Here is a 15,121-nt window from a genome sequence, read left to right as displayed (position 1 = left end):
TTATCACAAGGGGCGAGCAGCCCTGCCCGCCCCAGCGTTTTGCTTAGAACTCGTAGCCGACCGAAACCTTGAACGTCCGTGGTTCGCCACGGAACAGATAGGTTCCGCTGTCATCCGCGCCGGACCAGTAGTTCTCATCCGTCACGTTATCCACCCCCGCACGCACCGTCATCTGGTTCTGGTTCTGGTTAAGCGCCAGGCGATAGCGCACGCCGAGATCCAGGGTCGTGAAGCTATCAATCTTCTTGCTGTTCGCCTGATCGGCATACTGCGAACCGGAATGGTTGAGGCGCGCGGTGGCGGTCAGGCCGTCGATGGGCTTGATGTCATACTCTGCCCCAAGCACCGCGTAGAACCCCGGTACGCCGATCGCTGTTTTACCGTCGTTGATACCATCCTTGGTTTTCGACAGTTCGGCTTTCAGCCAGGTCGCGCTGGCGTTAAGGCGCAGACCGTACAGCGGTTCGCCGAAAACGTTAAATTCCACGCCGCGATTACGCTGCTCGCCGTTAAGGCCATAGCGTTTCTGGCTATCGAGGAATGCCGACGGCATTTTAATTTCAAACAGCGCCAGCGAGCCGCCAATGCGGCCAAAATCCGCCTTCATCCCGACTTCGTTCTGTTTGGAGTGAATAATTCCGACGCTTTCCCCATAGTTAGCGGCGGAGTTCGGCGCGTTGCTGCCCGGCTGCAGGGCTTCGGTATGGTTGGCGTATAGAGAGATAACCTGCCACGGCTTGTAGACCACTCCATAGGTTGGCATCCAGCGGCTGTCGTCATACGCATCGCTTTGCAGGCCGGTGGTTTTATCGTAGTTGCGCACCACCACTTTTTGATGACGCGCACCAGCGGTGAACAGTAGCGTATCATCCAGCACGCCGAGGGTGTCGCTCAGCAGCCAGCCCTGGGAACGGGTACGGCCGCTGGTCAGCGGATCGTAATAATCGCCGCCGAAGGAAGCGTTCGCTGGAGGCGCAACCTGCTGAGTATCGTAGATATTCACCAGCGGGTTATCCGCCGCCTTCGACATCCGCCATGCGGTTTTATCGTTTTGGGTTTTCGCCGAATAGCCGACGTTGACTTTGTGCGATACAAAACCGGTGGCGAACTCGCCGCGTACCCCGGCCATACCGCTGGCGGTATCAATATAGCGGTTGGTATCCAGGCGCCCCGCCGTGGCGTTGCCCGCCCGGTCGATGAGCTTCGACGCGCTATATAAGCCGATTTCATGGGCGTGCTGCGCGCCTAAAGAGGCATAGGCGGTCCATTTATCGACAATGTCGTATTCCATCCTCAGCATACCAAACTCATTTTCGATATCGCTGTAAGCCCATTTTTGCGTGTAGTTGTGGGTGTTATCCGGCAGGCGCGGAATAAAATCGACGCCCGAAATGTTGATCCCCATCGGGCCGCCGTGGAAGGTTTTTTTCTGATAGCCAAAGTCAAACGAGCTGCGCATGCGTTCGCCGCGATAATCGAGACCAATAGAAGCCAGCGTGGTTCTGCGTTTATCACTCTCCACCGCCGTCTCGCCTTCGCGGTGCACCAGGTTCACCCGCGCGCCGAACTGGTTATCATCGCCAAAGCGGCGACCCAAATCCAGCGAGCCGCCGACCTGAGAATCTGAGGTATAGTCCACGCCCACGCGAGCGGTCGGGATATCTTCCGCGCGCTTGGGTTCAAGGTTGATCATGCCGCCGACGCCGGAACTGGCTGCGCCGTTCAGCAGGGCGTTGGCGCCTTTAAAAATTTCCACCCGCTCAAGCATGGCGGTATCCACTACCTGACGCGGCACCACGCCCGCCAGCCCGCTCAGGGTCATATCGTCGCCGTCAAATTTAAGGCCGCGAATGCGGTAGGTCTCAGCGTAGTTACCGTAGCCCTGCACCGGCTGAACCCCGGCATCGTTACTCACTACGTCGGTGATGGTTTTCGCCTGCTGATCCTGAATCAGCTTCGAGGTATAGCCGATAATGCTGAACGGAACGTCCATCGCGTTTTGTTCGCCGAGCATTCCGAGGAGGCCGCCGTTGGCGACCTGGCCGTCGAGATAGGCGGGCACCACCAGGTCGCCGCCGGCTCTAAAGCGGCTGTCGGGCGTCGCCTGAACGACCATGGTTTCTTCGTTTTTCTGACGTTCGCCGGCGTCGTTTTCTACCGCAGCGGCTGAATGGGTGATCGCGCCAACGGTTAACGCCAGCAGCGTTTTTCGCAGTGGGAAGGCCGGAGAGCAGGAGCTACGCATAATTTGGTCCCATAGATAGGAAAATAAAGCCAGGGGCCCGTTGCCGGGCCAGATTTTTTATTTTGCGGTCAGGTCAATGCGGACAACGCTGTCCGGCCCTTTCGTCGAATGATCTTTATTGAACGGCTGTTTGACGGTGACAAACAATGTTTGCCCGTCGGCGGAGATCAGCAGGCTGTTGGGGTTAGCCGGAATATCCCATGATTTTTTTAACGCGTAGCTGCTGCCATCCAGGCTGATTACTTTGCCGGATTCACGCTGGGAAATATAAATCTCGTTGCGCTTTGGATTGAACTGCACCGCCAGCGAATCGCCCACTTCCAGCTGCTTAATCAGCTTACCGGTATGGATATCAAGCACCAGCGTGGTTTTCGCTTGCGAGTTGTCGGTGACGAACAGGCGGCCGGTGGCGCTATCTTCGGCCATATTCAGCAGCAGGGCTGGCTTAGCGCCCAGCGGCTCCCAGCGCTGCTCGATACGGTTGTTGCGTGGGTTAATCACCAACACCTCGCCGCTGCCGTTTGCCGCATAGAGACGTCCGGTTTGCGCAGAATAGTGCAGGCCGGTCATCCATTTGCCGGTATTTTTAATCCGCGTTTTCAGCTTCAGCGTGTCGGCATCGACGACCCAGATTTGTGCCGGATCGGCCACCGCGCCCACGTAGAGCGTGTTATTGAGCAACAGGATCTGCCGCGCGCCGTACGGGAATCCCTCTTTGTTACGCTCGCTGAACAGCAGGCGTTTTTTGACTTTGCCGCTGGCGGTATCAATGGCGCTAATGCCGCCGTCCAGCGAGTTGGTCACGTACAGCGTACTGCCATCCGGACTAAGCTGTACGGCAAAGTTTTTCAGGTCTGTGTGGGTCATACCGAGGGTTTTCAGGGTCGTCGGGTCCAGCTTATAGACCGCCCCGCCCTGCACATCTTTAAAGCCTTCAGCGCTGGCCACGTATAGCGCATCGCCTTTCGGGCTGAGCGCCATTTCATACAGCCCCTCCGCCAGCTCGCGCTTCAGCGGCTGTGCGGGGGTAACCGCGCTTTTTCCAGCCACGTGTTGAGAAGCCGGAACGGTATAGGTGGCGGCGCAGCCGCTTAAGACAGCAGAAATAGCCAGCGCCAGCGCCGGGAGAGTGCATTTCATAAGATCAATCCTGAACAAAATCAACGATCCGATAGTGACTCCGCCGCCGAAATTAACGTTTCCGGTCTTGCGCCTGTGAGCCCCATCCTGTGCCTTCGCCGTTTCCCTGTGAGCCCGCGACGAACGCAGGTTATCTCCTGACAAAACCGCAAACAAGAAGAAGAATGAGAACTATACGCATTATCTTATCGTAATCAAGCCTGGCTTTTGGCGAATGGAAAAACGTTTCATTTTTCGGTGAAAGGGATTCGCCGCAGAGGGATGAGCTGAAGGTGAGGAACAATGCGCGACAAAACGCTGAGAGGCAGAGGGCCGGACCCGACAGGATCCGGCCTCAATGACTACGCGCTGGCGGTGTCCAGGCGCGCCAGCTGTTCCGCACTCAGGCTCAGCGCGGCGGCGCGGGCAAAGCTCTCTACTTGTGCAATGCTGGTGGCGCTGGCGATAGGCGCCGTCACGCCTTCGCGGGTCATCAGCCAGGCCAGAGCGACTTCGGCAGGTTTAGCGCCATTTTGCTCCGCGACCTCATCCAGGGTATCAATAATACGCAGCCCGCGAGGATTAAGGTATTTACCGATGCGGCTGCCGCGCTGGCTTTGCGCCAGATCGGACTGCTGGCGGTATTTACCGGTCAGGAAGCCGGACGCCAGGCTGTAGTAGGTCACCACGCCGATCTCGCGGCTGACGCACAAGTCGCAGAGCGCGCCTTCAAAAGCCGAGCGATGATAAAGATTATATTCCGGCTGCAGTACCTGCCAGGACGGCAGGCCGCTTTTACGCGACACCTCCAGCGCGCTCGACAGCTGCTGCGCGTCAAGGTTTGAGGCGCCCATCGCGCGGATTTTACCCGCCTGCTGCAGGGCGTGGAAGGCTTCGAGCGTTTCGGCAACCGGCGTTTCCGGGTCCGGCCAGTGGGCAAAATAGAGGTCAATATAATCAGTGTTCAGGCGACGGAGCGAATCGTCTACCGCCTGCTGGATCCAGGCTTTTTTCAACCCTTTATGGCCAGGAAGGCCTAAATCGGAACCCACTTTGGTGAAGATCTTCACCTTCTCGCGCATGCCTGGCCGCGCCTGTAGCCAGCGGCCGATAATGGTTTCAGACTCGCCGCCCCGGTTGCCATCCGCCCAGCGGGAGTAGACATCCGCCGTGTCGATAGCATCGAAGCCGTGGTCTATAAACGCATCAAGAATGGCAAAACTGGTTTTTTCATCGGTGGTCCAGCCAAAAACGTTACCGCCAAACACCAGCGGGGCGATGGAAAATCCGGTTTTGCCCAGGGGACGTGTGATCATGCCGTTCACTCCTTATCGCTTATATTCAGTATCCTTCGGAACGCCGTGAGGGCCAGAAAAGGACAATTACGGGATAGTAAGAAAAGGAAGCTTGAAGCGGGCTTTCCGCGCCCGCTGAATGCATAACAACATTATGTCCCGGAATAGACGTCAAAGCTAAAATATTTCCCGGCGAGCTTTTTATAAGTGCCGTCGGCAAGAATAGTGGCAATCGCGCCGTTAATCTCCTGGCGCAGAGCATCGTCCTCTTTGCGCAGGCCAATCGCCGCGCCGGCGCCGAACAGCTTGTCGTCCTTCAGGTGTCCGCCAACGAAGGCAAAATCTTTCCCCTGCGGCTGCTGCAGGAAGCTGTAGTCGGCCATCATGCCGGAAAGCACCGCGCCGTCAATACGCCCGGACTCCAGATCCTGAACCACGCGATCCGCCCCCTGATAGGCGACGATATTGATTCCTGCCGGACGCCAGTGCTGATTAACGTAAGTCTCCTGCGCCGATCCCTGCTCGACGCCGATGGTTTTGCCTTTCAACTGCTCGACGGTGTTTCCGGCCAGGCTGTTTTTACGCGCGACAAGGAATACCGGGCCGTTGTACAGCTTGTCGCTAAAGCCAATCTGCTCTTTGCGTTTCTCGGTCATATACATGCCGGAGAGGATCGCATCGAACTTACGCGCCTTCAGCGCCGGGATAATACCGTCGAAATTGCTTTCCACCCACACGCACTTCGCCTGCAGCTGTGCGCAAATCGCGTTGCCGAGGTCAATATCAAAACCCTGCAGCTTACCCTGCGGATCTTTCCATTCAAACGGCGCGAAGGTCGGGTCGACGCCAAAGCGAATTTCCTTATTTTCTGCGGCCAGGGCTGAGGTTGAGGCCATCAGCGCGACCCACAGCAGAAGAGATTTTTTCATTATTTATGGACTCCAGAGATCAACGGCAGTGTGTTTCAACTAACCGGGCAAACAGCGTCGCGCCGGTGGAAATAATATCGTCATTAAAGTCATAGCCAGGGTTATGCACCATACAGCTGCCCTTCCCGCCTTTCTCGCCATTGCCCAGCAGGAAGTAGCAACCGGGGCGCTGCTGGAGCATAAAGGCAAAATCTTCGCTGGCGTTCATCGGCGAGATGGATTCCAGCACGCCCTCCTCGCCAAAGACTTCCAGCGCCAGCGCTTTGGCGAATTCGGTCTCTTCAACGCTGTTGGTCAGTACCGGATAAGAGTCAAAGACCTCTACCTCGCTGCTGGCGCCGTAGCTTTTGGCGGTAAAATCAGCAAGCTCCTTGATGCGTTTAATCAGCAGGTCGCGGATTTCCGGCTTCATCGCCCGCACGCTCAGCTCCATCACCACGTTCTCCGGAATGACGTTCGATGCAATGCCCGCCTGGAAAGTGCCGACGCTCACTACCGCGGTTTCGCCCGGCGGTACGTTACGCGCAACGATGCTTTGCAGATTCATCACCAGCGCCGCGCCGGTGACAATCGGATCGACGGTGCGCTCGGGGTGCGCGCCGTGGCCGCCGTAACCGGTAATGGTAATTTTTACCGTATCCGCCGAGGCCATAAAATTACCGGCGTAAAAGCCGACTTTCCCCACCGGCAGGCCCGGCATATTGTGCAGGCCGAAGATGCGCTCGCAGGGAAAGCGCTCAAACAGGCCGTCTTTAATCATTAAATCCGCGCCGCCGATAGCTTCTTCGGCAGGCTGGAATATCAGGTGAACCGTGCCGTTGAACTGACAGGCCGGAGAGGCGATATACTTCGCCGCCGCCAGCAGAATGGTGGTATGACCGTCATGGCCGCAGGCGTGCATTTTCCCGGCAACGGTGCTGGCCCACGGGAGATCGGTCGCTTCGAAAATCGGCAGCGCGTCCATGTCGGCGCGCAGGCCGATAGTGCGCGGAGAATCGCCTTTGCTCAAGGTTCCGACCACCCCGGTTTTCGCCAGCCCGCGGGTTACCGTATAGCCCCACTCGGTCAGTTTTCCGGCCACCAGCTCGCTGGTATTAAACTCTTCCAGACTTAATTCCGGATTGGCGTGTAAATAATGACGGATCGCAATCATTTCTTCTTCAGTGGCTTTAATTTCGGGAATTACACAGTCGGTCATGCCGGTCTCCGGGCAAAAAATGAGATATTCAGTTTGAATAACTTAACTTGTCAGAGGCTTAATGCAAGTAGGATTTGTGATAGAGGAAGGAGGCATCATCTTATTTACTCATAATGATGAATTTTGTGAATTCACGGTACTGGCTCAAGGCATAACTTTAGATATAGTTATTCTTTTTCAATAATCTAAAATTAACAGCGACGTCAGGAGATCAGACTATAAAAATAGCAACATTTCGCCATGAAACGTCTGACAAACCGCTTAACTAGAATATTTTACTCCATCCACCCCACCAGCAGTCAGACGGAACCAGGCCGCGCGGGTCGCTCCAGGAGGCTGAATATGCCGATCCCGTTTTCGGTAACCGAAAATCGTCTATCTCAACCTCAAACAGTGATGAGTTGCTCATTTTTCTGCATGAGATAAAGAGCTGAATTGACAAACCATCATAAAAATGCCGTACATGCATAATGTGAAATAGCGTCACAGTATTCCATTCAGCAAAGTTTTTTTAAACCATTGACGTTAAGACATCAGCCGCGCCGAGATCCCGCTTTATAAATAATTAAAGTCATATACTTCCGTTTGAAAGCCAGGCTGACAAGCGTAAAAGACTTATATTTGATTAACTAAGTCAATATCAGCCTTTAATCCGCTTCGCGGGGTTATTTCCCTATGGCGTACCCTCCTCCAGGGCTCGTATTGACAAGCGAATATGCCATAGATAAATAGCATTCACACAAAAAATATCACAACACCCAACAAATCAAATTTAATATAAACAGTCAATCAGGAGGTAATGACCAGGATTTTGATAGATGAAATGTATAACCGCACAATTGAACATTTATTTTATAGATATATAAACCCTGAATTAAAGACAATTTAAAACATACTAAAATCAGAGCTTTCAACTATGAACATGCACAACCTTAGAGTTTAATACCACAACATCGCTAATGTTTGCGCATTGGCAAAAACATTTATTTAGGAATATTCTTGGATAGATAAGAGCCCCAGGCCTTTTTGACTTGCACCAGGAGGTTTCCCATCTTTATAATCTTTTCACATTGAAAATATAAATTCACTGACGTGCGGCGTACTAAAGAATTACGTTAGCTCTAACCGTGGGAATGATAAATATGACAATACGGTTAGCACAAAGAGCCCGACAAACAGCATCGGTAACGAAAAGAAAAAACTGACAGATCATCACCGCAACAGAACATCCTATAAAAGAGGCGGCTTTTCTTTTCACAAAATACCACCAAAACTAAATATGTAACTTCAGGAAGCGTGAATATTACATGGACGCACGTTCTGTTAATGCTCCTGATAAAGACCGCAATATAGAGATAAAGAAACTTATTAAATAGTGCGTTGAAAGGCCTACATAGCCAGGCGAATAGCCAGTTGATGTAATAACGCCTCGTATCACGAGGCCTGTTTTGAAAATTAGATAAGGATATACAAATGACTAATCAGTTCAAGAAGATAGCAATTATCGCTGCTTTCGGTATGTTGCCTTGTGCAGCTTTTGCTACCCCAACCGTTACCTTTCAAGGGGAAGTCACCGACCAGACCTGTTCTGTCAGCATTAACGGGCAAACCAGCTCTGTCGTCATGCTGCCTACCGTAGCCACAACTGACTTCGGCCCTACCCTTGCCAATGGACAAACGGCTGGACTGACCCCATTCACCGTCTCCATCAGCGATTGTACTGCGCCGGCGACCGATATTAACATTGCCACGAAATTCCTTGGCTATGATGTGGATACCGGCTCCGGCGTTCTGGGCAACCGCGCAACCAGCGATGCCGCCGTCGGATTTGGTATTCAGTTAACGGCTTCAAGCGATGGTTCAAATCCGGTAGTGCTCTCTGGCCCAACGGCTGTTAACGGACTGGTACTGAAAGCAACCAAAACTGAAGCAAGCTACGAGTTCGGTGCACGTTATTATGTCGTTAAAGCGACAGGCGCTACCCCGGGTAAAATTACCTCTGTAGCCGAATATACGCTGAGCTACTTCTAATTGCGCAGCTCTGGCTGGCGAGACATTCTCGTCCAGCCAGAGTTTTCACCCGGTTTCTTTGTATCGTGTGCGATAGATTTCGCTGCGATACCAAACATATCTCTTCTGGCAGCAAATTAAACTCAGACTTAGGGTACTAATTTAATACAGGAAAGCGAAGGATGCGCATTTATTTCTCATTAGTAGCAATGCTTCTTTTATGCCTGAGTCATCATGTCTGTGCTAGCGTAGTGATGACCGGGACGCGTATTATTTATCCAGCTCAGGCTAGCAATAAATCTATCCAGCTAAAAAATCCGGACCAGCAACCTTATATTGTTCAGGTTCAGGTCGACGATGGCAGTGAAAAGAAACCAGCTGATGAAGAAGATAGCAACTTCCTGCTGACGCCCAATATATTTCGCATGGAGCCGGGCAGCGCGCAAACGGTTCTTCTAAAGTATATTGGCAATAGTCTACCGCAAAATAAAGAATCAATTTTTTATATGAATTTCACCCAACTTCCGGCGACAAAATCGGAAAAAAGTGGGAGTAATCAGCTCGTTTTAGCCATCACCAATCGGGTTAAAATTTTTTATCGCCCTCAGGGAATAGAAGGAACCCCGGGAGAGACGGCGAAGAAAATGACCTTTTCGCTTAGCGGCAAAAAAATAAAAGTCACTAATTCTGCTGGGTACTTTGCCGTTGTCCGTCGCGCCAGTTTAGTGATTAACGGTCGCGAAATTAAGCTAGCTGATAGGCAAATGGTCGCGCCGCAATCATCCGCAGAGTGGTTACCCTCAGCCCCGGTGTCCGGCCTCAAGGGCGCACGTCTGCGGTTAGTTTTGGTCAATGATTACGGCATAGATGTCATCAACGAGCGCACCTTATAGAACGCAATAATAAAAATGATACCGTACCGATTCGGAGGCGGAGTAGCGTGAAATACACTCTTGTTTTATGTTCTGTAATAGCATCAATCTCCGGATCGTACGCAGCGGATAGCACTCCGGAAAATGCATTGTCCGACTCATCTGCGGCCGATGATTATATTTTCGAGCCTGAATTATTTCGCGGTGGAAGATTCAGCCAGTCGGCTCTCGCACAGCTGGTGAAGAAAAATAGCATCGCTCCGGGGAAATACAGAGTCGATGTCTCTGTAAATAGCCACTTTGTCGATAATATTGAAGTTGAATTCATCAAACTCAATGACGATTCGGTTTCTCCTTGCTTACCTGAGACCTTTTTCAAAAGTGCGGGTATTAAACTTACGCCGCCAACCGCCGCCAATTCATCATCAGCCCCCCGCTGCTATTTTTTAAAGCAGGTAGTAAAAGGCGGTAGCGTGGATATGAACGTTGCGCAGCTACGTCTTAATCTCAGCGTTCCCCAGACAGAAATGGACAGAGCGCCTCGCGGGTACGTTGACCCGGAAGAGCTGGATTCGGGGACTTCAGTCGGTTTCGTAAACTATATCAGCAACTATTATCATGTTTCCTATTCCGGAAAGAATAGCGGCAATCAGGACTCGGCCTGGGCTTCGCTAAGTGGCGGGATCAATCTTGGAAAATGGCAGTATCGGCAGTTATCCAATTTAAACTGGAGCCGCGATGGCGGTAGTACCTGGAAAAATATCCGTAGCTACCTGCAGAGACCTCTACCCGAATATGGCAGCCAACTCACGGCGGGCGAGCTGGTCACGGCAGGTCGTTTCTTTTCCGGCCTGAACTACCGCGGCTTCAGCCTTGCTACGGATGACCGGATGCTGCCTGATTCTCAACGCGGCTACGCTCCTGTTATTCGTGGCGTTGCCGTCACTAACGCCAAAGTATCCGTCCGTCAAAATGGTCAGGAAATCTACCAGACAACGGTCGCTCCGGGAGCGTTTGAAATTACAGACCTCTATCCGACGAGCTATAGCGGCGATCTCGACGTTGAGGTGAGCGAAGCGGACGGATCGGTCAGCCGCTTCAGCGTCCCCTTCTCCGCCGTACCGGAATCGATGAGGGCGGGCATATCCCGCTACAACTTCGAGCTGGGGAAAACCCGCGATACCGGCGAGGAATCGCTATTCGGCGACATAACCTGGCAGCGAGGCCTCAGTAACGCCATCACTATGAACAGCGGTTTGCGCATCGCAGACTCCTACCAGGCAATCATGTTCGGCGGCGTTTACGGTAGCTGGCTGGGGGCCCTGGGCATGGACCTCACCTGGTCGCATGCAAAAGTGCCCGATAGCGGCTATACCGAAGGCTGGATGACGCACCTTTCCTGGAGCAAAACGTTTCAGGAGACGGATACGACGGTCTCCCTTGCCGGATACCGCTATTCGACCAGCGGCTATCGCGACCTTAGCGATGTGCTCAGCCTGCGCGATAGCACACATTATGGCGATAGCTGGCAATCGTCCACCTACAGCCAGCGTTCCCGATTCGATATTTCATTGAGCCAAAGCATTGGCCAGCTTGGCAGCCTGTATTTGTCGGGTTCGACGCAGGATTACCGTGATGGCCGCAATCGAGATACGCAGTTACAGTTTGGCTATAGCAACAGTTTTCACGGCATCAGCACCAACCTGTCCGTCGGCCGTCAGCGTATGGGCAGCTATGGCGATAACGGTAGCATGCAAACCATCACCTCGCTCTCATTCTCAATACCGCTGGGCACCTCCAGCACGCGAGCGCCGACATTAAGCACCTCCTGGACTCATTCGACCGATGGCGGCGATCAGTATCAAAGTTCGCTGAACGGGGTGATTGATGAACAGCAAACGGCCAGCTATGGCCTGAATATCAGTCGCGATCAGCAGTACCGCAACACCGTCTTCAGCGGCAACCTGCAAAAACGGTTCTCGGATACCACCGTTGGTGTGAACGCTTCGAAAGGCGACGGGTACTGGCAGGCATCCGGCAGCGCCCAGGGCGCGCTGGCTATTCACTCCGGCGGCCTCACTTTCGGCCCGTATCTGGGCGACACTTTTGCCCTCGTTGAAGCGAAAGGCGCGGCGGGAGCGAAAGTGCTTAACGCTCAACAAGTGACGATTGATAACCAGGGTTATGCGCTGGTCCCTTCGTTGACGCCATATCGCTACAACCGGGTCACGCTGGATCCGCAAAATATGGACGGTAGCGCCGAGCTGGTGGATAGCGAAAAACGTGTTGCCCCTCTGGCAGGCTCCGTCAGCAAAGTGGTTTTTCGCACCCGTAGCGGTACAGCCTTGTTAATTAAAGCCCGATTAGCCAGCGGCGAATCATTGCCGCCGGGTTCGGATGTCCTGGATGAGGGCGGCAACGTCATCGGTATGGCGGGCCAGGGAGGACAAATATACGTGCGTAGCGAAAAAAGCCAGGGGCACTTTGTCGTCCGTTGGGGAGATAAGTCAGAAGAACGCTGCACGCTGCCTTTTGATATTTCTGGCGCGCAGCCAGAGCTGCCGATGGTCAGATTATCCTCAGTCTGTTCACGTTAATGGAGCCGAAGTAGAAATGAAAAATATCATTAAGCTGGGTATCACTCTGATGCTACTCCTGGCTGCCGCGCCAGGCTGGAGCCGATGCACCAAAACCAGCGCGCCACAAACGGAAGATGGGCGAACGGCAATCATTCCATTTGGAAAAATTAACCTCACTGATGAATATTTTATGCCGGTGGGATCATTACTGGCCAGCATCGTCGTTCCTCCCACTAACTATACCTATGGCGGAGCAACAGCCTCTACGGTGCTCTGGGAGTGTGATGAGGCAGATCTTTCCGGTATTTACTTCCTGGTGGCGACCAACGGTGACGATCGGGTTGGCGGTTACTATGATATTGGCGGTCCCGACGGGCTAAGCGATGTCTATGCGACGTGGTTCGCCTACGTTGGCATCCGTCAGACAATGGGCGGCGTCACCTTAACCCGCTACTGGAAGAAATTACCGCTCTCCAGCTGGAATACCACTTCTAATGGTAAGATCCAAATTCGTCTGCAGGATATACCGCCGCTGCAGGCCGAGTTGTATCGGGTCAGCACGCTGCCGGGCAAATCCGCCAGTTCCGCCTATTGTGGCAACAACAATGATAATGGTAGAGGTATTGCCTTTGGTAAAGCCGTAGGAGCGATTTATACCTGTACGCAGCCGAACAGCTATATTCAGCTTGCTGGCGACGCCTCAGTCTCTTTTTCCTTTAGTCATGACAAAGTAGGTGAGGACAGCGCATCAAAATTTGATTTCTGGGGCGCAGATAATGGATTTGGTTACGGCATGCGTACGGGCAGCGCCATTTACAGCGTTCCCACGTGCGTCGCCCGTAGCGCCACGCCCATCGTGATGCTGCCGACAATTTCGGTCCCGGAACTGGAAGCGGGAATGAAAGCCACCTCCTCCTTTTCAGTACAAGTTGAATGCAGTGATACCGTTCAGTCCGGCATTGGCGACACCCAAACAGCGATGGGTTTCCAGGTTTCTGAAGGTGCATACAGCGCAGCGCAGTCTCTCGGGCTGGTTAACGGCAGCGGCGGCGTCAGCGCGCTGGTATCCGACAACTACTTTTCCGCAGATATGGCTAAGGGCGTAGGCATTACGCTTGCCCATAGCAACAAGCCTGGCGAAGAGCTTATTTTTGTTGGCCAGCCCGGTTTTTCCAGCTTAACGCCGGGAGGCAATAATGCGGGCTGGTACCCGGTCATGCAGGGCGCAACCCAGGCCGGAAGCGTTAAAAGCGGTTATACCTATTACACTTACTCACTCATTGCCAGCCTGAAAAAGCTAAACGGGCAAAGCATCACGCCGGGTAAAGTCTACGCTACAGCTTATGTACTGGTGAAAATGCAATGATGAAGAGCGCCCTTATCTGCTTGCTGGGCATGCTTTCTGCCGCGCCGCTTTATGCCGGGATCATGCCTGCCGCCACCAGGATGGTCTATACGGAAGGACAGCGCGAAAAAACGCTGATGCTGGCAAATACCAATGCCTATCCGGTGATTATTCAAAGCTGGATCGACGATGGTGCGGGCCATCCTGATTTTGAACAGGCGCCGTTTGTCATCCTCCCCGCCGTTTTCCGTCTGGAACCCGGAGAGCGGCAGGGGCTGCGCATTATATATAACCAGGATCCCTTGCCGACGGATCGTGAGTCGGTGTTCTGGATTAATCTCTATGAGATCCCTCCGCTGGAGGGAAAAAAGTCGCAGGATGCTCGCCTGACGCTGGCAATGAATACCCAGTTAAAACTCTTCTGGCGGCCGAAGGCCCTTGCAACTTCGCTTGAAGAGTCAATAGCAAAGCTGAACTTTAGGCTGCGGCAGGAAAATGGCGGTTGGGGAATAGAATGTGATAATCCTTCTCCTCTCAACGTTTCATTTACCTCTATTACTCTGTTAAACGGTGGTCAGGAAAAAGGGGTCAAAGCGCAGATGGATATGATGACAAAAGCCTATAGCCGTCGCATCTATCCGTTGGAGGCATTCGCTAACCCACCCACAGGCCAAAAAATCCGCTTTCGTTATTTAAATGATGACGGCGCTTCTGTTGAACACACCGTCTTACTTAAGCCCTAACTGAAAAGTCGCGGGAAAATATCTGTGAGGCAATTAAAGCCGTACCGCTCGCAGCGGTTCACCCGGCAGCGCCGCGCTAACCGGGTGGCTGGATATTAGTTATTCAGCGCGCCGTTAATCAGGATAGACGTAATAATCCCGGTGGCGGCGGCAATCAGCACATAGTTGCCGTCAATATACGACCAGTGCTGCCCGCGCGGTGGTGCCGGTAATCCGCGATCGTTCCAGTCGTTAATCCGATAATCATTACCGCGGAAACGTTCCGGAGCCGGCTGACCTTTGCGGAAATCGTGCCCGTTCCACGCAAAGTGATCCTGCTCATGACGCGCCTGAGGTCGACTATCATGCGCCTGGCCCCCGCGCCCTTTATCGCCGCGATCCGGGCCACGGTTATCACCGTTCCCCTGATGATTATTGCCCTGATGGTTGTTGGCCTGCGCCCCCTGCTGGCGGTTGCCCCCCGGGCCGCCGCGGTCGGCGTCTTGCTGCCAGACCTGCTGCTGACCGTGGCTGTTGCCGCCAGGGCCATCCGCCCATGAGGCGGAAGTAAAAGCACACGATAAAATAATTGCCAGTGAAAGAATCTTTTTCATAATACACCTCCTGATATATTTCCTTTGTACCGGGAAAATGTGGAGGAATAGTGAGTAACACTATAACCAGGACAATTCCTGGCTAATATCCTTCATCGTTTAAGTTGTTTTTTTGTCGGCTGCATTCATTCACCTTTGTTACAGCGTTACCCGCGCGCATGGGAAAAGATGAACTGGCCGCCTTAATGCTGCC

The 15,121-nt window shown here is 53.2% G+C and carries 11 protein-coding genes; 5 read left to right on the top strand and 6 right to left on the bottom strand.

What is annotated here, in order from left to right:
* Positions 1 to 43: 43 nt before the first annotated feature.
* From KO1_RS05690 to KO1_RS05670, 5 genes are all read right to left on the bottom strand, one after another.
* Complete coding sequence (locus tag KO1_RS05690; protein ID WP_064406855.1) at positions 44 to 2,245, bottom strand: TonB-dependent receptor; 2,202 nt, start codon at positions 2,243 to 2,245, stop codon at positions 44 to 46.
* Between the two features lie 57 nt (positions 2,246 to 2,302).
* Positions 2,303 to 3,385 (bottom strand): YncE family protein, encoded by a 1,083-nt coding sequence (locus KO1_RS05685; RefSeq protein ID WP_064406854.1) that lies wholly within the window; start codon positions 3,383 to 3,385, stop codon positions 2,303 to 2,305.
* A gap of 341 nt (positions 3,386 to 3,726) precedes the next feature.
* Positions 3,727 to 4,680, bottom strand: coding sequence for an aldo/keto reductase (locus KO1_RS05680; RefSeq protein ID WP_004099940.1), 954 nt, complete (start codon positions 4,678 to 4,680; stop codon positions 3,727 to 3,729).
* A 131-nt stretch (positions 4,681 to 4,811) separates the two neighbouring features.
* Positions 4,812 to 5,588 (bottom strand): ABC transporter substrate-binding protein, encoded by a 777-nt coding sequence (locus tag KO1_RS05675; RefSeq protein ID WP_004099939.1) that lies wholly within the window; start codon positions 5,586 to 5,588, stop codon positions 4,812 to 4,814.
* Between the two features lie 19 nt (positions 5,589 to 5,607).
* The gene (locus tag KO1_RS05670) at positions 5,608 to 6,786 is read right to left on the bottom strand and encodes a M20 aminoacylase family protein (RefSeq protein ID WP_004099935.1); all 1,179 of its coding nucleotides are present in this window, start codon (positions 6,784 to 6,786) and stop codon (positions 5,608 to 5,610) included.
* A 1,473-nt stretch (positions 6,787 to 8,259) separates the two neighbouring features.
* Between KO1_RS05670 and KO1_RS05665 the strand changes: the two genes are divergently transcribed.
* The 5 genes from KO1_RS05665 to KO1_RS05645 all read left to right on the top strand — a co-directional run bounded on the left by KO1_RS05665 (position 8,260) and on the right by KO1_RS05645 (position 14,335).
* Positions 8,260 to 8,817 carry a fimbrial protein gene (locus KO1_RS05665; RefSeq protein WP_004099933.1) on the top strand — a complete coding sequence of 186 codons (558 nt, stop codon included), beginning with the start codon at positions 8,260 to 8,262 and terminating at the stop codon, positions 8,815 to 8,817.
* Positions 8,818 to 8,978: 161 nt separating this feature from the next.
* Positions 8,979 to 9,689 carry a fimbrial biogenesis chaperone gene (locus tag KO1_RS05660; protein ID WP_004099932.1) on the top strand — a complete coding sequence of 237 codons (711 nt, stop codon included), beginning with the start codon at positions 8,979 to 8,981 and terminating at the stop codon, positions 9,687 to 9,689.
* A 47-nt stretch (positions 9,690 to 9,736) separates the two neighbouring features.
* Positions 9,737 to 12,265, top strand: coding sequence for a fimbria/pilus outer membrane usher protein (locus tag KO1_RS05655; RefSeq protein WP_024273878.1), 2,529 nt, complete (start codon positions 9,737 to 9,739; stop codon positions 12,263 to 12,265).
* 16 nt (positions 12,266 to 12,281) lie between these two features.
* Positions 12,282 to 13,613 (top strand): fimbrial protein, encoded by a 1,332-nt coding sequence (locus tag KO1_RS05650; protein WP_004099930.1) that lies wholly within the window; start codon positions 12,282 to 12,284, stop codon positions 13,611 to 13,613.
* Positions 13,610 to 14,335 (top strand): fimbrial biogenesis chaperone, encoded by a 726-nt coding sequence (locus tag KO1_RS05645; RefSeq protein ID WP_023329395.1) that lies wholly within the window; start codon positions 13,610 to 13,612, stop codon positions 14,333 to 14,335. Before KO1_RS05650 ends, KO1_RS05645 begins: the two co-directional genes overlap by 4 nt.
* 95 nt (positions 14,336 to 14,430) lie before the next feature.
* Here KO1_RS05645 and KO1_RS05640 read toward each other — a convergent pair whose 3' ends face one another.
* Entirely contained in the window at positions 14,431 to 14,928 is a 498-nt protein-coding gene (locus tag KO1_RS05640; RefSeq protein WP_023320497.1) for an RcnB family protein, read from the bottom strand.
* Positions 14,929 to 15,121: the final 193 nt, after the last annotated feature.

This window comes from Klebsiella oxytoca NBRC 105695, from assembly GCF_001598695.1.
GTDB lineage: Bacteria > Pseudomonadota > Gammaproteobacteria > Enterobacterales > Enterobacteriaceae > Klebsiella > Klebsiella oxytoca.
This window is presented reverse-complemented; position numbering and strand designations above follow the sequence as displayed.